This window comes from Arthrobacter oryzae (assembly GCF_030718995.1).
Lineage (GTDB): Bacteria > Actinomycetota > Actinomycetes > Actinomycetales > Micrococcaceae > Arthrobacter > Arthrobacter oryzae_C.
The window spans coordinates 2,822,020-2,838,925 of record NZ_CP132204.1 but is presented as its reverse complement, the minus strand read 5'-3'; the positions used below and the strand labels follow the sequence as shown (position 1 = coordinate 2,838,925).

The 16,906-nt window shown below is 67.6% G+C and carries 15 protein-coding genes; 5 read left to right on the top strand and 10 right to left on the bottom strand.

The genetic code is table 11. The features are described from left to right. Positions 1 to 120 precede the first annotated feature (120 nt). A complete protein-coding gene (locus tag Q8Z05_RS13075; RefSeq protein ID WP_305940063.1) occupies positions 121 to 528 on the top strand; it encodes a hypothetical protein in 408 nt (135 codons plus the stop codon). Between the two features lie 65 nt (positions 529 to 593). On the opposite strand, the gene Q8Z05_RS13070 is transcribed toward Q8Z05_RS13075, so the two are convergent. Beyond that, positions 594 to 1,442, bottom strand: a complete 849-nt coding sequence (locus Q8Z05_RS13070; protein WP_305940062.1) for an esterase/lipase family protein — start codon at positions 1,440 to 1,442, stop codon at positions 594 to 596. A 496-nt stretch (positions 1,443 to 1,938) separates the two neighbouring features. Here Q8Z05_RS13070 and Q8Z05_RS13065 point away from each other — a divergent pair, with 496 nt between their 5' ends. Both Q8Z05_RS13065 and Q8Z05_RS13060 read left to right on the top strand, forming a co-directional pair. Then, positions 1,939 to 3,525 (top strand): alkaline phosphatase D family protein, encoded by a 1,587-nt coding sequence (locus Q8Z05_RS13065; RefSeq protein ID WP_305940061.1) that lies wholly within the window; start codon positions 1,939 to 1,941, stop codon positions 3,523 to 3,525. Positions 3,526 to 3,701: 176 nt separating this feature from the next. Further along, positions 3,702 to 4,250, top strand: coding sequence for a hypothetical protein (locus Q8Z05_RS13060; RefSeq protein ID WP_305940060.1), 549 nt, complete (start codon positions 3,702 to 3,704; stop codon positions 4,248 to 4,250). Positions 4,251 to 4,374: 124 nt separating this feature from the next. On the opposite strand, the gene Q8Z05_RS13055 is transcribed toward Q8Z05_RS13060, so the two are convergent. The 9 genes from Q8Z05_RS13055 to Q8Z05_RS13015 all read right to left on the bottom strand — a co-directional run bounded on the left by Q8Z05_RS13055 (position 4,375) and on the right by Q8Z05_RS13015 (position 13,404). Next, positions 4,375 to 5,055: an SDR family NAD(P)-dependent oxidoreductase gene (locus tag Q8Z05_RS13055; RefSeq protein WP_305940059.1), complete on the bottom strand. Its 681-nt coding sequence runs from the start codon at positions 5,053 to 5,055 to the stop codon at positions 4,375 to 4,377. Further along, entirely contained in the window at positions 5,048 to 6,307 is a 1,260-nt protein-coding gene (locus tag Q8Z05_RS13050; protein ID WP_305940058.1) for a sialidase family protein, read from the bottom strand. The genes Q8Z05_RS13055 and Q8Z05_RS13050 overlap by 8 nt, the downstream gene beginning before the upstream one ends. A gap of 2 nt (positions 6,308 to 6,309) precedes the next feature. After that, positions 6,310 to 7,089, bottom strand: coding sequence for an HpcH/HpaI aldolase family protein (locus Q8Z05_RS13045; RefSeq protein WP_305940057.1), 780 nt, complete (start codon positions 7,087 to 7,089; stop codon positions 6,310 to 6,312). A 68-nt stretch (positions 7,090 to 7,157) separates the two neighbouring features. Further along, entirely contained in the window at positions 7,158 to 8,147 is a 990-nt protein-coding gene (locus Q8Z05_RS13040; protein ID WP_305940056.1) for an aldo/keto reductase, read from the bottom strand. Between the two features lie 41 nt (positions 8,148 to 8,188). Beyond that, complete coding sequence (locus Q8Z05_RS13035) at positions 8,189 to 9,019, bottom strand: ATP-binding cassette domain-containing protein (protein ID WP_305940055.1); 831 nt, start codon at positions 9,017 to 9,019, stop codon at positions 8,189 to 8,191. After that, the gene (locus Q8Z05_RS13030; protein WP_305940054.1) at positions 9,016 to 9,945 is read right to left on the bottom strand and encodes an ABC transporter ATP-binding protein; all 930 of its coding nucleotides are present in this window, start codon (positions 9,943 to 9,945) and stop codon (positions 9,016 to 9,018) included. Before Q8Z05_RS13030 ends, Q8Z05_RS13035 begins: the two co-directional genes overlap by 4 nt. A gap of 1 nt (position 9,946) precedes the next feature. Further along, the gene (locus Q8Z05_RS13025; RefSeq protein ID WP_305940053.1) at positions 9,947 to 10,894 is read right to left on the bottom strand and encodes an ABC transporter permease; all 948 of its coding nucleotides are present in this window, start codon (positions 10,892 to 10,894) and stop codon (positions 9,947 to 9,949) included. Beyond that, positions 10,891 to 11,826 (bottom strand): ABC transporter permease, encoded by a 936-nt coding sequence (locus tag Q8Z05_RS13020; protein WP_305940052.1) that lies wholly within the window; start codon positions 11,824 to 11,826, stop codon positions 10,891 to 10,893. The genes Q8Z05_RS13025 and Q8Z05_RS13020 overlap by 4 nt, the downstream gene beginning before the upstream one ends. Before the next feature lie 3 nt (positions 11,827 to 11,829). Beyond that, positions 11,830 to 13,404 (bottom strand): ABC transporter substrate-binding protein, encoded by a 1,575-nt coding sequence (locus Q8Z05_RS13015; protein ID WP_305940051.1) that lies wholly within the window; start codon positions 13,402 to 13,404, stop codon positions 11,830 to 11,832. Between the two features lie 184 nt (positions 13,405 to 13,588). On the opposite strand from Q8Z05_RS13015, the gene pdxA reads away from it, so the two are divergent. Both pdxA and Q8Z05_RS13005 read left to right on the top strand, forming a co-directional pair. Beyond that, positions 13,589 to 15,970: a 4-hydroxythreonine-4-phosphate dehydrogenase PdxA gene (gene pdxA, locus Q8Z05_RS13010; RefSeq protein WP_305940050.1), complete on the top strand. Its 2,382-nt coding sequence runs from the start codon at positions 13,589 to 13,591 to the stop codon at positions 15,968 to 15,970. Positions 15,971 to 16,034: 64 nt separating this feature from the next. Beyond that, positions 16,035 to 16,856: a DeoR/GlpR family DNA-binding transcription regulator gene (locus Q8Z05_RS13005; protein WP_305940049.1), complete on the top strand. Its 822-nt coding sequence runs from the start codon at positions 16,035 to 16,037 to the stop codon at positions 16,854 to 16,856. Positions 16,857 to 16,906 lie beyond the last annotated feature (50 nt).

Below are 16,906 nucleotides of genomic sequence, written 5' to 3'. Positions count from 1 at the left end.
GCATGACGACCGATAGGGGCCCGTTCTAATGACCGAATTCTTCACCATTCACCTTGGCGAGACCGCGGCCCCTGCGCTCTTTCCGGGCCGCGCAATTTCCGACACACTCTGAGTCCGGCCATGCTGGTGGTGCTCATACCTGCAATCGGGATCCTGCTGTGGTTTGCCTTGCTGGTGGTTGCCTTGGTCCTGCTCGGAATCATCTGGGGCGTGGGCGGTCTCCTAGTCGGCCTTGTGGAACTTACCCACCGGATCACCGGGCGGAAAAACGCTGGCAGATCCAAGCGCAACATAGCCCGGGTGCCGCCCCAGCGGAACGCGCCCCGGGGACTTTCCGGGCCGAAGCCGCCACTGAAAACCGCTGGCAACTCCCAGCGCAGCACTCCTCCCGCCCGCGTGCAGGCCGCGGTCGAAACCCGCGTCGCATCTGATATCTGGCCCAAGTGGACTCCGTCGCGCAGGCGGGACGTGGACCGGGAACTGGCCCTCTGGCAGGAGCAGTTCGACGCCCTGATCTCCCCTAAGTAGTCATTACGACGGCGGGCGGCCGGCTTTGCTGCCGGCCGCCGTCGTTAGTCACTGGTTTAGGACTGCTAGATGCAGGCGGGTTGATATGCCGGGTCTGCAGGACCCGAAGGCGTGCCCAGTGCATGGGCCACGATCTGGTGCACCACAGGGTCGTTCGGCGTCTGGTCGTGTTCGAAGAGATCGGCCGGGCACTTGTCCTGGATGGTGATGTTCGTGACCTGTCGTGACGGGCCACTGAGGAACTGGCTGTTGTAGGGAATGACCACTTCGTCGTAGACCGTCGAGATCACGGTGTAGGAGGGTCCCGCTACGGTGTCGCCGATGGAGTTGAGCTTCTGCATGAATGCCGAGCCCGCCTGCTGGTCGGCGCAGGCTGCACAGCCCAGGCCGGTGTAGTCCGGATCCCCGACAAAGCCCGGCGGCGGGACGATGACGCCTTCAGTGCCGTGGTTGGAAGGTGCGATGCCAATGAGCTTGTTGACATTCTTGGCACCGCCGAGGAAGCCCATATAGTAGCGGGGCATCATGCCGCCCTGGCTGTGGCCCACAAGATCCACCTTCTTAGCACCGGTGGCAGCACGTACCGCGTCCACGAACGGGGCGAGTTCCTGCGCGGAGTCGGCCACGGGGGCGGTGGCATACACGCCGTTCGTCTCTCCGTAATTGAGGGCGAAGACGCAGTACCCGGCGCTCTTGAGGTACGGCGACAGGGTGGACCAGTTCTTCGCCATGCTCTCAAAGGTTCCGGGCACAAGAATGACCGGATACGGATGCTCGGCGGTTGGTTTGCAGGACCAGTCGTTGGCCCCCGGCGGGGCAACGTCGAGCGTGTTCGCTTGGGCGGGAGCCACAGTCAAGGATCCGGCGAGGACGGCGGCTGCGGCGACGGACAGTGTCTTGGTAAGCAGTGACATAGAAACCTCATTGTTCGTGTGTCAACGGGGGCGGCCGATGGGGAGATCGCTCGTGGCGTTCACGCATCGTCCGGGTTTTCCATGCTGGCATCACTGCCGTCCCAGCGGAGCCGGGCTGCACGAATGTGCGCCAAAAAGGGCTTTGTTGGGCGGAGCATTCTCCCCGTACTCAGATGCCTCAATCCGCGGCGTTGTTACTGGTCAGTAGCTGTTTCGCCTGCGCTTGAGCCATGGGAGAGCTCTCATCGGCATCTGCACAAACGTGCATCAGCAGCGATTCAGTTCACGGATCGCTCTTACTCATGGGCTGAACCTGTCACCACTTTGCTAGTGGAAACCGTTGCCCCCTTCGGAACCGCGTCCCGGCCGCGGTAGCGGAGAATACCTGCGAGTCAATCCCGGACCTAAGCCACCTCGACAATCTTTGTCACGCAGTTAACCGCCCATTCATATCTCCCTCAGAACCTGTCCAACCAGCCTCCCTACGGTCGACTGCATGGAAAACATTTCACGCAGGTCCCTCCTTTCCGCTGGCCTCGGCGCCGGCCTCGTCGCCGCTATCCCGGGTGCCGCGTTCGCCACATCAACCGCGGACGACGCCGGTCTCCGCACCGATCCGTTCATGCTCGGCATCGCTTCCGGCGAGCCGTGGCCGGACGGCTTTGTCATCTGGACCCGGCTTGCGGTGGACCCCGTAGCGGAGGACGGCCTGGGCGGCATGCCCTCCCGCAACGTCGCGGTGGCGTGGGAAGTGGCGGAAGACGCCGGCATGCACTCAGTAGTAGCCCGCGGCGTCGAGACCGCCCGGATCGAAACCGCCCACTCCGTCCACGTGGAGCTCAAGGGCCTGCGGCCGGGGCGGGAATACTTCTACCGGTTCCGCGCCGGCCGGCACGTCAGCGCCGTGGGCCGCACGCTCACCAGCCCTGCGCCCCACGAGACGCCGGGGGCGCTGGCCATGGCCTTCGCCAGCTGCTCACAGTATGAACACGGCTACTTCACCGCCTATACGCGTCTGGCCCAGGACCACCCGGACCTTGTGCTGCACCTGGGCGATTACATGTACGAATACAAGAAGGGCAGCTACGTGATCGGCGGCGGCAACCCGCGCGACCACCAGGGCCCCGAGACCTCCAGCCTGGCCGGCTACCGGCAGCGGCACGCCCAGTACAAGTCCGACGCCGACCTGCAGGCCGCGCACGCGATCGCACCGTGGCTGGTGGTCTGGGATGACCACGAGGTGGACAACAACTGGGCGGACGAGGTCCCGGAGAACACGGACGCCGCCCAGCTGAACGACACCACCGAGCGGTTCCGGCAGCGCCGCGCCGCCGCGTTCCAGGCGTACTACGAGAACATGCCGCTGCGGGCCTCGTCCGTGCCGGCCGGGTTCGACATGAAGATCTACCGCACCATCCAGTGGGGCCAGCTGGCCAACTTCCACATGATGGACACCCGGCAGTACCGCGACGACCAGCTCGCCGGCGACGGCTGGAAGAAGAACGTTGCAGAGCGCCTGGCCGAGGACCGCACCATCACCGGCGCCGAGCAGGAAAAGTGGCTGCTGGACGGGTTCAAGAACTCCACCCAGCGCTGGGACATCCTGGGCCAGCAGGTGTTCTTCGCCGAGCGGGACCGGAACCAGGCGCCGGAGATCGACGACGTTTCCATGGATGGATGGGACGGCTACGCCGCCTCCCGCCGCCGCATCACCAAGGGCTGGGTGGACGCGAACGTCCGCAACGCCGTCGTCCTCACCGGCGACGTGCACCGCAACTGGGCCAACGACCTCAAGGTCGACTACAAGGACCCCGCCTCCCCCGTGGTCGGCTCCGAACTGGTCTGCACCTCCATCACCTCCACCGGCAACGGCAAGGGCTCAACGGCCGATCCCGTGATGGCCTGGAACCCGCATTTGAAGTTCTACAACGACAACCGCGGGTACGTGAACACGCGCATCACGAAGGACGCGATGACCGCGGACTTCCGGACGCTGGACTACGTCACGACGCCGGGCGCACCTGTGAGCACGAAGGCATCGTTCGCGATCCAGGACGGCGTGCCGGGGCTGGTGGCACGGTAGCCGAAGAACCCCTGCGCTGGGGAGGCGGACGACGGCGGGCGCGTGCCCGCCGTCGTCCGCCCACTTTTCCGCGGGGTTGTTCTGCCCATGGCCGGACGAGGCGCAGGTGTGACAGCATTCCCGGTGGGCCGGTCACCGAAGCCCGTCATCAGAACTGGGGGAAAATGAACGGCCGAATGCAACCGAAGCGGTCGTCCGGCGTCCGGGCGGCCCTCATGGTCCTCGGGACAACCCTCATGGCTGGCTGCACGGCACCGCAGCAACCCACGGAGGCAACAAGCAGCGCCGCGGCACCTGTCACCGAAGCCCCCGCACCCGTGCCGGAAAGCTTCGCCAAGTACGATGCCCTGCGTGCAGAGCTGATTGCGGCACTGGAAGCGACGATGCCGGACATCAGCTGGACCGTGGACAAGCCGGCCACCCTGGCCATGCTGAAGGACGGCAGATGCATGCTCTACCCGCAGACCATGAAGAGCAGCTCCGACGTGGTGGAGCCATCCAATCAGTTCGCTGACATTTTCGCCGCTGGCGACCCCGTTCTGACGCAGCACGGATTCCCAGCTTTCGATGGAACGGACGCAGTTCCCGGGGGCTGGGTGGTTGCCCGCAGCACGGACGCCGCCGGCGCCACCCTGACGATCGAATCAAAGAGCCCGGCCTACCTGCGCATCAGCGTCCCGGTAGACTCCCCCACCTGCAAGGCGGACGAGATCCCGCCAAGCTGAAAGGACGCTCTCTCACTTAAGGTGGGTTTTGCAGCGACGCTCTATCACTCTCTTCAGAAGAGTGAGAGAGGGCCCGGGGAAAAGGGGCAGGAAGTGAGAGAGCGTCGTGGTTGGGGGGTCGGGGTTAGAGGGAGGCGCCTCCGCAGATGACGTAGTTCTGCCCGGTGATGGACTTCCCGTGCGGTCCCAGCAGGAACGCAGCCAGGGCGGCGACGTCGGCCGGGTCCACCAGGGCGCCGAGCGCCGGCATCCGCACCGGGGTGGCTGCGCGGCCGGGGTCGTTCAGCATGGGGGTGTCGGTGGGGCCCGGGGAGAGCACGTTGACGGTGATCCCCCGCGGCGCGAGTTCCTGCGCCCAGGTCCGTCCGAGCCCCATCAACGCAGCTTTCGTGGCGGCGTAGTGGCTCTTGCCCGGCATCCCGGTGGAGGTGCGGCTGCCCAGCAGGACGATCCGGCCGCCGTCGGGCATGGACGGCACCAGGGCATTGGCCAGGACTGACGCCGCAGCCACGTGGACGGCAAACATGCCAGAAAGGGCCGAAGGGTCCAGCTCGCCCAAGGGAGCGGTGCGCTGGATCCCGGCGGCGTGGACCAGGGCGTCGGCCGGCCCGATGGCCTCGACCACGCTTCCCAACGATTCCGGTTCGGAGAGATCAGCCCGCAGCCATTGGAACCCCTCCCCCAAAGAAGACTCGCTGCGGCTCAGGCCGGTCACCCGCCACCCGTCGGCGAGCAGGCGTTCGGCTATCGCCTTGCCGATCCCCGAGCTCGTGCCGGTGACAACGGCGTGCAGCTGTTCAGTCATTGATGGAACCATCCTCGTCCCCGCCCGGTGTGGTGGTGCCTTCGTACGCCCACTGCGGGTCCACCCGGACAAACTTGATGGCCTGCCGGAAGTACGTGTACGCGATGTTCAGGGAACCGTCCGGGCCCTGGTGGATGGACGGGTAGGAGTATTCGCGGTTGAGCCCGTCGCGGGAATTGTTGGACAGGCAGTACCCGTCCCCCACGTCCAGGTTGCGCCGGATCGGCCAGGACCGGCCCGAATCCTCGGAGATCGCCAACGTCATCGGCGAGCGCGGAGTGCCCCAGAACGCTTTCCGCGAACCGTCGTCAGCAACGGCAGCAGCATCCGGCTCAGCCAGCTGCCCCTGTTCCTCGGCCAGGCCGTCGTCGTCAATTTCGTCGTAGAGGGAAAGCCTCCGTTCAGTGGAGGCCTCCGCCCGGCTGTGGTTGTACACGAGCGCCAGGCGGCCGTCGGCGAGCGCCGTGAACTGGATGGAGGAGTTGTTGTTGGGCAGCTCGGTGGGGACCGGCTCGCTCCAGGTGGAGCCGTCGTCCGTGGAGCGGGACTCGTAGATCGAGTCCGCCCAGCGGCTGCGGAACAGGGCCAGCAGGGTTCCGTCGGCCACCGGCTGGATGTTCATGTGCACGCAGCCCAGGCTCCCCGGCAGCACGTGCTCGGTCCAGGTGGCGCCGGCGTCGTCAGAGATCATCACGGCGCTGTCGTCGCTGTTGCCCACCCACTTCTCCCCCGGCGTGGTGATGCACCGGAAGATCGGGACGATCAGGCGGCCGGACGGCAGCACCACCGGGAGCTGGCGGACGAACACGCCGCCGGTTTCGTTCGCGGGGAACAGCGTTTCCACCTCGCCCCAGGTGCGGCCGCCGTCCGTGGACGTACGACGGCGGACCTCGGCGGTGTCCTGGTTGCCCGCCTTCTGCGCGGTGTACAGCAACCACAAGGCGCCATTCGGCGCCGTGAACAGGATGGGGTTCTGCTCGGAGCGGGTGGAATCGTCGGAAAGCTGCTGCGGGGCGGACCACTGGCTGCTGCCGGGTTCCAGGGCGGAGAACCAGATGGAGATGTCCGGCACGCCTTCCTGGGTGCCGCCGAACCAGACGCAGCCCAGCCGGCCGTCGGGCAGGGTGAGGAGGTTGGCGGCGTGGCTCTGCACGGTGGGCGCCGGGAGGTAGGCGAAGTCGGCGCCGCCCGCCCGCTTGACGGTCCCGTCCGGGGTGATGGTGCTGTAGGCGTCGGTAGTTGTGTTTGTCATGGTTACTGGTCCTTGGAAGTGGCGGCGTCGAGGTGGGCCTTGGCGATCTGCTCCAGGTGCGTCAGGTCCGAGGCGATGGTGGTGAACGTGTAACCCTGGCTCAGCCGGAGTGCCGCCACCTCCCCCGCCGGGGTGTGGATGCCGGCGGCGATGCCCGCGGACGCGGCGGCCTCGGCGATGGTCTCCAGCGCGGCGTTGAATTCGGTGTCGATGGCCGGATCACCCGGGAAGGCCCCGCCCACGGCAATGGCCAGGTCCGACGGGCCCACGTAGATGCCGTCCAGCCCCGGGGTGGCGCAGATTTCCTTCACGTTGGCCAGGCCGTCCGGGGTCTCGATCATGGCGAACACCAGGGTGGCGGCGTTGGCGTCGGCAGGCTTCGGGCCGATCCGCAGGGCGGAGCGCATGGGACCATAGGAGCGTCCGCCCATCGGCGGGTACTTGGCGGCGGCCACCGCGGCAGCGGCGTCCGCGGCCGTGTTGACCAGCGGAACGATGACGCCCACGGCGCCGGCGTCCAGCGCCTTGCCGATGGCCGTGATGTTGTTGTCCTCCACCCGGACCATGCCGACGGCGGTGTGCCCGGCGTCGATGGCCATCAGCCCGTTCAGCACGCCCGAATAGCCGAGCAGTCCGTGCTGGGCGTCCAGGGCCACATAGTCGTAGCCCAGCCGGCCGATGCGTTCTGTGGCCACGGGCGCGTCGAGCACGGCCCAGTAGCCCACGGCCTGTTCCCGGGCGCGGATCTTGCGGGCGAATTCGAGGGCCAGTTCGGATGTCATGGGGATCTTCTACCTTCAGGTCGGGGGTTCGGAGGGGCGGCCGGGGCCGGCTTGTTCGGAGGAGTGGGTCAGCGGTTGTAGGCGGGCATGGGACCCCGCAGCGAGGTGCCCACGGCGTCGCAGGCTTCCACGACGTCGGCCGGCAGCGGCCCGTTGGCGACGGCGGCAATGTTGGACTGCAGCTGTTCCACCTTGGAACCGCCCAGCAGCATGGAGCCCACGCCGTCGCGGTAGGCCAGCCACCGCAGGGACAGCTCGGCCAGGGTGATGCCGGCGGCCTGCGCGATGCCGGAGAGTTCCTCGATGGCGACGAACAGCTGCCGGTCCCAGTAGCGCTGGGTGTACATGGCGGCCAGCTTGGAATCGCCGTAGCGGCCCTCGGTGGGCTTGGCGTCGAAGCTGTGCTTGCCGGTGAGCAGGCCGCCGCCCAGCGGGTTGTAGACCATGGTGTGCACGTTGTGGGTGGCGGCGAATTCGAGGTACTCCTCCTCGACCCGGCGCGCCACCAGGTTGTAGAGCTGCTGCGCGACGACGGGCCGCGGCGCCCCCACTTCACGGGCGGTGTGGATGATGTCGGCAATCTGCCAGGCGGCGAAGTTGGAGACGCCCAGCGCGCCGATCTTTCCCTCCGCAAACAGCTCGGCCACGGTGGTCAGCGTTTCGTGCAGGGGTGTGACGCGGTCCGGCTGGTGCAGATAGAACAGGTCGAGGCTGTCCACCCCGAGCCGGCGGAGGCTGCCTTCCACGCTGTTGCGCAGCCCGGCCGGGGACAGCGGCGAGTGCTGGCCGTGGTCCGGGTGCGGCATGCCTGCCTTGGAGGCGAGAATGACCTCCCCGCGCCGCTCCTTCAGGAGGCGGGAGAGCATTTCCTCGGTGGTTCCCCCCACGTAAGCGTTGGCGGTGTCGATGGTGGTGATGCCGGCGTCGAGCGCTTCCTCCACCATCCGCCCCGCGGTGGCCTCATCGACGGTGTCGCCGAACGTCATGGTTCCCAGGACCAGCCGGGAGATGGGAAGTTTCAGGCCGTCCACCTGGGCGCCTTCGGGCTGCTTGCTCATGCGTTGATTCCTTGCGGTTGAGTTAGTTCAGAAAAGTAGGTTTAGGCCTGGTTGGCCAGCGCCAGGGAGCGGACCAGGTGCCGCGGCTTGAGGCCCGTCATGGTGGAGGGGTCCAGCGCGGCGCGGCGGAGTTTCCGGGTGTAGTCCTCCTTGGGGGCGGTCAGGACGGACGCGGTGGTGCCGTGTTCAACCAGCTTGCCGCGCTGCATCACCATGACGCTATCGCTGATTTCCTGCACCACGCCAAGGTTGTGCGAAATGAAAACGTACGTGATTCCCGTTTCGTCCTGGATAGATTTGAGCAGCCGCAGCACCTGCGCCTGCACGGACACGTCCAGCGCGCTGGTGGCTTCGTCGCAGACCAGCAGTTCCGGCTTGGACGCCAGGGCCCGGGCAATGCCGATGCGCTGGCGCTGGCCGCCGGAAAACTCGGACGGGTGCTTGTCCAGGGACGCAACGGGCAGGCCCACCTGGTCGATCAGCGTGGCGGCCGCCTTGTGCCGCTCCGCCTTGGACCGGACGCCCTGCAGCTTCAGCGGCTCGGCCACGATCTCCTGCGCGGTCATGTGCGGGTCCAGCGAGCCGTACGGATCCTGGAACACCATCTGGAACTTGGAGCGCAGCGGCCGCAGCTTCGCCTCGCTCATCGACGCGATGTCCGTGCCGTCCAGGTCGATGCGCCCGCTGGTGGGGGTCACCAGCCGCATGAGCGCCTTGGCGATGGTGGACTTTCCGCAGCCGGATTCACCCACGACGGCGATCGTCTTGCCTTTGTCCACGGAGAAGGACACGTCGTCAACGGCCCGGAAGGTGCCGCCGGGCACGTGGTAGTCCACCACGAGGTTTTCGACGGCGAGGAACGGCTTCGTCATGGCTTTGCTCCAGTTGTGGTCAGGGGTGTGGCGGCGGGGGTTTCGTCCCACGGGCCCAGGACGGGCACGGCGGCCAGCAGGGCCCGGGTGTATTCGGTGGCGGGATGGTCCACAATCTGCTGGACCTCGCCGGACTCCACGAACCGGCCGTCCTTCATCACGTGGATGCGGTCCGAGATCAGCCGGGCCACGCCCAGATCGTGCGTGATCATCAGGATGCCGATGCCGCGCTGCTCCTGCAGTTCCAGCAGCAGGTCCAGGATGCCGCCCTGCACCGTGACGTCCAGGGCCGACGTCGGCTCGTCCGCCACCAGCAGCTGCGGCTCGCTGGCGAGCGCGATGGCGATGAGCACGCGCTGCAGCATGCCGCCGGAGAGCTGGTGCGGGTACTTCTTCAGCTGCTTCTCCGGGGTGGGGATGTGCACCTGTTCCAGCAGCCGGACGGCCCGGGCCTGCAGCGCGCCCTTGTCCTTGGCGGACGCGGCACCGGCGATCCGGATGGCCTCGAAGAGCTGGCTGCCGATCGAGTGCACCGGGCTGAGCGCCGTCATGGGGTCCTGCGGGATCAGCGCCAGGGTCTTGCCGCGCACCTTGTCGATGGCTTTGGGGTCGGCGGTGACGTCGACGCCGTCGATCAGCACGGTGCCGGACAGCACCGCCAGATCCTCGGGCAGGAGGCGGAGGATGCCCATCGCCGTCGTCGATTTGCCGGAACCGGACTCACCGATGATGGTGACCGTCTCGCCCCGGTGGATGCTGAAGCTGACGGAGTCCACGGCCCGGATGATGCCGGCGTCGGTGATCAGTTCCACCTGGAAGTCGCGGACCTCCAGGAGCGGCTGCTCCTGGAAGGCGGGCTGCCCGGCGGGCGCGGGCTGCGCCCGGCGGCCGGAACCGGGAGCTGCAGCGGGAGTTTGTGCGGTCATGTCAGGCACCCTTCTTCTTGCGGCGGGGACGGTCGCGGAGGCCGTCGCCCAGCAGGTTGACGCCCACCACCATGAGCACGATCACCAGGCCGGGCAGGGTGACCATCCACCAGGAGGTGGTGATGTAGTCCTGGCCGTCGGAGATGATGCGCCCCCAGGTGGCGAAGGGGCGCTGCGGGCCGGCACCCAGGAAGGACAAAGCGGACTCGAGCAGCACGGCCTGGGCCAGCAGGAGCAGCACCACCAGGGTGGCCTGCTTGATCACGTTGGGGATGATGTGCTGGATCAGGATCTGGATCCGGTGCAGGCCCAGTATCCGGGCGGCGGAGACGTAGGGCTTTTCGCGTTCCACCAGCACCATGGAGCGGGTGAGTCGGGCCACTTCGGGCCATTGGGCGATGGCGATCACGAAGGTGATCACCGGGATGGAGGGGCCGAACAGGGCCACCACCAGCAGCAGCATCATGAGCAGCGGCAGGGACATCTGGGCTTCGAGGAGGCGGGAGACGATGGTGTCCACCCAGCCGCCGAAGTAGCCGGCGGCCGCGCCGAGGATGATGCCGATGGCGCCGGAGACCAGCACGGCCAGCAGGCCGATGGTCAGCGAGACCTGGCCGCCGTGCAGCACGCGGGAGAGCAGGTCGCGGCCCAGCTGGTCGGTGCCGAACAAGTGGCCGTCCGTGAAAGGCGGCAGGCGCCGGGCCCCGAGGTCCTGGAAGTTGGCGTCCGGCAGCGGGAGCACCTGGGCCAGGATGATCGGGATGATCACCAGCAGGGTGCAGACGGTGCCGACGATGAGCTTCCATTTGGCGGCTTTACGACGGCGGGTGGCGCCGGCGGCGGCGATGTCCGCCTTGGTGACGGCGCTGGGGCTCGGCTGCCGGGCCGGCTGCGCTGCATTTCCGGCGCCGCCGGAAGAACCGGCGGGGGTTGCGGTGTCGAGGCTCATGCTGTTGCCGCCTTTCCAAGACGAACGCGGGGATCAAGGAGCGGGTAGGCGAGGTCGATCAGCAGCTGGACGCCCACGGCCAGCAGTGCGGTGAGCAGGACCGTTGCCTGGATGAGGGGGTAGTCGCGGGTTTCGAGTGCCCGGACGATCAGGGAGCCGACGCCGGGCCAGGCGAACACCACTTCCACCACCACCACGCCGTTGAGCATGGCGGCGAATCGGGTGCCCAGCGCGGTGAACACGGGGATGGCGGAGTTGCCCATGGCGTAGCGCCACGTGAGCACCGAGTTCCGGACGCCGCGGGAGCGGGCCACGGTGAGGTACGGGGCGGCAAAGTTGGCGGTCATTTCACGCCGGACCATCCGGGAGATCAGGGCGATCTGCAGGATGGCGATGGTGATGGTGGGGAGCACCAGCCCGCCCCAGGTGGCGAAGCCGGAGGCCGGGAAGATGGGGATCAGCACGGCGAAGCCGGTGAGGAGCATGATGCCGGTCCAGAAGTCGGGCATGGACTGCCCGGCGATGGTCAGCACGTTCACGCCGAGTTCCTTGCCGGTGTCCGGCCGGCGGGACATCCACACGCCCAGCGGGATGGCCACCACGGCGGTGAGCAGGATGGACGCGGTGGCCAGGGTCAGCGTGTAGGGCATCCGCTCGGCCACCACCTGCATGGCGGGGGCCTGGAAGGAGTAGGACTGGCCCAGGTTGCCGGTGAACAGCTGCTGCAGGAAGATCCAGTACTGCTCCAGCACCGGTTTGTTCAGGCCGAACTGTTCCCGGACGGCGTCGAGCTGTTCGGTGGTGGCCAGCGGTCCGGCGTAGGAGACGGCGGGATCGCCCGGGGCCATGCGGATGAGGACAAAGACGGTGGAGACCGTGAGGAACACGGTCAGCAGGCCCTGTCCCAGGCGCTTGAGGATGTAGTTCGTCATGGCTTAGGCCTCCAGCCGGGCATCAACGAGGGGGTAGGAGTTGGTGGGTGCCAGGTTGATCCCGGACACCCGCTCCCGGTGGGCGAGGACGGATTTGGGTACGAACGCCCAGGCGCAGGGCCAGGTGTCCCAGATGGCCTGCTGGGCCACGGCCAGGAGTTCCTGCCGGCGGGCGGGGTCCACCTCGGAGGAGGCGGCCTGGATCTTGGCCTGCACCTCCGGGATGACGTAGCCCTGGTAGGTGTCGCGGGTCTTTTCCTTTTCCGGGGTGCCGGCGTACATGCCCTGCATCATGGTGATGGCCAGGCCGGTGGGGCTGCTGAAGCCGTTGCCCAGCAGGTCCCAGTCGCCCTGCTTGCCCTGGCGCCAGGCCAGGATGTTGCCGCCGGGTTCGAACTGCTGCAGCTCGGTCTTCACGCCGATGGCGCCGAACATCTCCACCAGGGCCTCCATCACGGAGGTGTCGGACGCGAACTCGCCGGTTTCCCAGATGATCTTCAGGGTGAGGTCCTTGACGCCGAGTTCCGCGAGCCGGGCCTTGGCCTTCGCCGGATCGTAGGTGTACGTGCCGGTCTTGTGGTAGCCGGTGAGGCTGGACGGCGTGACGCCTTCGGCCGCGCTGACGGAGTCCACCAGCACGTCCTTCACCAGCGCTTCCCCGTCGATCGCCCAGCTGAGGGCTTCGCGGACGCGGACGTCGGCCAGCGGGTGGCCGGCGGGCTTGCGGAAGTTGTAGAAGATCTGGTTCAGCCGGAGGCTGGAGGCCTCTTTAAGTTCGACGCCGGGAAGTCCGGCGAGCTGTTCGCGCGAGTCGGGGGTGATGGAGTCGATGATGTCCACCTCGCCGCTGCGCAGCGCGATGACGCGGCTGGACTCCTCGGGGAGGAAGCGGACTTCCACGTTCTCCACCTGCGGTGCGGGGCCCCAGTAGTTCGGGTTGCGCTGCAGGCTGTAGGTGCCGGCGCCGCGGTTGAACTTGGTGACCACGTAGGGGCCGGTGCCCAGGCCTTCCTGCAGTTCCTCCGGCTTGTTCTGCGCGGCGGGGGTAATCAGGATCATGCTCATGAGCGAGTCCAGGATGGGGACGGGCTTCTTGGACACCATCTTGAAGGTGCGGTCATCCACTGGAACCACCGCAGGGAATTCGGGGAAGAAGCCGGCCACGAAGGAGCCCTGCACCTGCTGGTACATCTTCAGCGCGGTGGCCACGTCCTCGATTTTGACGGGGCTGCCGTCCGAGTAGCGGATGCCTTCGCGGAGCCGGACGGTCCACTCGGTGGGGCCGGTCATCTCGAAGCGGTCCGCGAGGACCAGGACGGGCTTGGTTTCGGGGCCGATGGCGGTGAGGCCCTGGCGGACGGAGCGCTGCACGGTGACGGCGGCGTCGAACTGGTTGAGCTTGTTGTCCAGGCTGACCAGGGACCGGTTGAGGGCCAGGGTCAGGGTGCTGGGGCCCGGCAGTCCGGTGGGGCCGGCGCAGCCGGCGAGGCTACCTGTGCCCAGCAGAAACCCTGCCGCGGCGCCGAACTGCAGCAGCCTGCGGCGGGAAATCTCACTTCCTTGAGGAAGAACGGTCATCGTTGACCTCTCGGTTTGTACGGGACGGCGGCCTGCCGGTTGGCTGCGCCGAATGTTGTCTCCATCACTTTGCCACTCCTGCGCAATTTGCGCAACCCTGCTAGCGCGATTCGCGCAACCGTGTCAGAATGAATGCATCCCGCACCTGGCGGGGTCCAATCATTAGTGCGTGGAGAGGAGCAATGTGGCTTCCGTATTTGTGCAGGCCGACGATTTCTCCGGCGCCGCCGAGGTTGGCTACTGCTTTGTGCAGCACGGGCTGTCCGTGCAGGTGCTGCTCGGAACGGGCAACGCTGAGGCAACGCACGACGGCGATGCCTCCTTTCCGGGGCACGTCACCGACGTGGTGGTCACCGATACGCATTCGCGCGGACTTGCTGAGGCTGCTGCCGGGGCCTTGGTGGCTGAAGCCTTTTCGGGGCCTGCAGCTGCGGGGGCGCAGGTTTTTTTCAAGAAGATCGACTCGCTCTGGCGGGGGAACGTCCGGGCCGAATTGGCCGCGCTGACCGGTCTGGGATACCACGCCGTTGTTGCCGGGGCACTCCCCCAGCTGCAGCGTTCCGTCCTTGGCGGGAGGCCGCTGGTTGCCGGGACTCCCCTGGCGGAGACGGAGCTGTGGCAGGCCGAACTGTCCGCGCCGCCAACCGACATTCCTTCGCTTCTCCGCCCGGAGGATCCGGCGTCGGTGCGGACCCTAAATCTTGCCGACGTCCGCTCCGGCTCGCTTCCCGCGAAGCTGGCCGGGCTGCTCGAATCCGGGCAGCCGGCGCTGGTGGTGGCGGACGGCGAAACCGTCCAGGACCTGGACCCCGTGGTGGACGCCCTGCTGCAGCACGGCTTCAGCGCCGGCGGCCGGCGTGTGGTGCTGGTCGGAACGGGCGGAACCGCCGACGCACTCGCGCAGCGGCTGGCTGCGAAACTTGCGCGGAATGCGCAAAGCGGGATACCGGCTGAAGCAGCCGCCTCGGAACGGCAGCAAGGCACGAGGCCGGTGCTCGCCGTCGTCGGCTCCGCGTCCGGAACCGCGCAGGCGCAACTGGCGCAGCTGGAAGCGCAGGGCTTCACGGTGGTCCGGCTGCACCCGCTGTACGCCGGCGCCACCGGCGCCTACCAGCCGCAGCTTGAGGAAGCCCGGCAGTTGCTCACGGCCGGCAGCAACGTGGCCGTCACCCTGGCCGCCGGGACAGTGGACCCGGCAAAAGCCGCCGGCATCGTCCGGGCGCTGTCCGCCTTCGCGGCCGAGGCAGTCAAGGGAACGTATGCGGACCTGATCCTCACCGGCGGGGAGACGGCCCGGGAAGTCCTGGACGCCGTCGGCCTCCACCGGCTGGTGCCGCTCGCGGCCGTGCAGCACGGGGCCGTGCTGAGCCGCGCCGGGGACGGAACGCTGGTGGGCACCAAGCCCGGCAGCTTCGGCGATGACCTGGCCCTCTTACAGCTTTACGACGAAATCCGGGAGCGCCGCGGCCGGTCCGCGCCGGCTCCCGCCCCCACCCTTCCCAGCACGACTTCCGAAAGATCTGGAGCAGACATGACAACCGCAACGAGCAAGACCGAGCAGAACGCCCTCCCCTACGTGGCCGTCACCATGGGCGATGGCGCCGGGGTGGGGCCGGAGGTGGTGGTGGCCGCCGTGCTGGATCCGCAGAGCAACAAAGAATGCCGGCCCGTGGTGATCGGCGACGCGCTCCGCCTGCGCCAGGCCGCGGACGTCCTGGGCATCGAGGCAGACATCCGGACGATCGAGAACGTGGAGGACGCGGTGTTCACGCCGGGCCGGGTGAACGTGATCGACCTGGCGCTGCTGCCGGAGGACCTGGCGTGGGGAAAGCTCTCCCCCGTGGCCGGCCATGCTGCGTACGAGTACATCCGGGTGGCCAGCGAGTTGGCCATGGCCGGGCGGGTGCAGGCCATCTGCACGGCGCCGCTGAACAAGGAGGCGCTGCACGCTGCCGGGCACATCTTTCCCGGGCACACCGAGCTGCTGGCGCAGCTGACGGGCACGGAGGAAGTGTCCATGATGCTCTCCACGCCCAAGATCCGGGTGATCCACGTGACCACGCACATCGGGCTGATGGACGCCATCCGCAAGATCAACCCGGACCTGGTGGAGCGCACCATCCGCCGCGGGCATGAGGCGCTGGTCCGCGCGGGCATCCCGAACCCGAAGATCGGCGTGTGCGCCATCAACCCGCACGCGGGCGAGAACGGGCTGTTCGGCCAGGGCGAGGAAGCGGAGAAGATCGAACCGGGCGTGAAGGCCGCGCAGGCTGCCGGGATCGACGTGACGGGCCCGCTGCCCGCGGACACGCTGTTCTTCCTGGCCGGCCGGGGCGATTACGACCTGGTGGTGGCCATGTACCACGACCAGGGGCACGGGCCGGTGAAGGTGCTGGGCATCGAGGCCGGCGTGAACATCACGGTGGGCCTGCCGGTGATCCGCACGTCCGTGGACCACGGCACCGCGTTCGACATTGCCGGCAAGGCGATCGCGGATCCGCGCAGCATGGTGGAGGCGCTGCACCAGGCGGCGGAGATGGCCACCCGGCCATCCGTGGCCGTGTAGCGGCACTGTTTTATTGGGGGCCGGAACTAGCATGGTAAGCACGCCCACGCGAAGGAGACCGGGAATGCTGAGCGCAAATGCCAGGCGCGAGGAGATCTACCACCTCGCCGTCACCACCGGCCTGGCCTCCGTGGAGGAACTGTCGGCCCGGTTCGAGGTAACGGCCTCCACTATCCGCCGGGACCTGGCGCTACTGAACGGGCAGGGCCGGCTGGCCCGCACCTACGGCGGGGCGATGGCCCTGGGCGCGCACCCGGAGGCGTCGCTGCGGCAGCGCACGGGCGAGGCGTTTGAGCAGAAGCATGCGATCGCCCGCTGGGCGGCCTCGGTGATCCGGCCCGGGGAGAACATCCTGCTCGACGCCGGCTCCACCGTGGGTGCCCTGGCCCATGAGCTGCGGGGTTTCGAAAAGCTGTCCGTCACCACGCCGGGCATCAACACCATGCAGGAGCTGGCCGATTCGGAGGGTATCGAGGTGGACTGCCTGGGCGGCCGGCTGCGGAGCCTGAGCCAGAGCTTCGTGGGCCCGCTGGCCGAGGCGGCGCTGGAGCGGATGAGCTTTGACCGGGTGTTCCTGGGCGCCGACGCCGTCACCGCCGAGGACGGCATCTGCGAGGCCGACCACGCCCAGACCCGGCTCAAGGAGCTGATGGCCCGGCGCGGCAACAACGTCTACGTCCTCGCGGACTCATCGAAACTCGGCATGCGTCCGTTCCATGCTTGGGCCCGCTTGGCTTTGCCGTGGACTTTGGTGACGAACGACGGCGCCGACCCCGAGAAGGTGCAGAAGTTCCGGGACGCGGGGGTACAGGTTGAGGTGGCCGAGGTCAGCACGAAGGCGTCGTTCGCGATGAGAGACAGGGTTCCGGGGCTGGTCGCAAAGTAGAAACTGTTGGCCTTCCGTGGTTGAGGCTGTCGATACCGAGCGTCCGAACC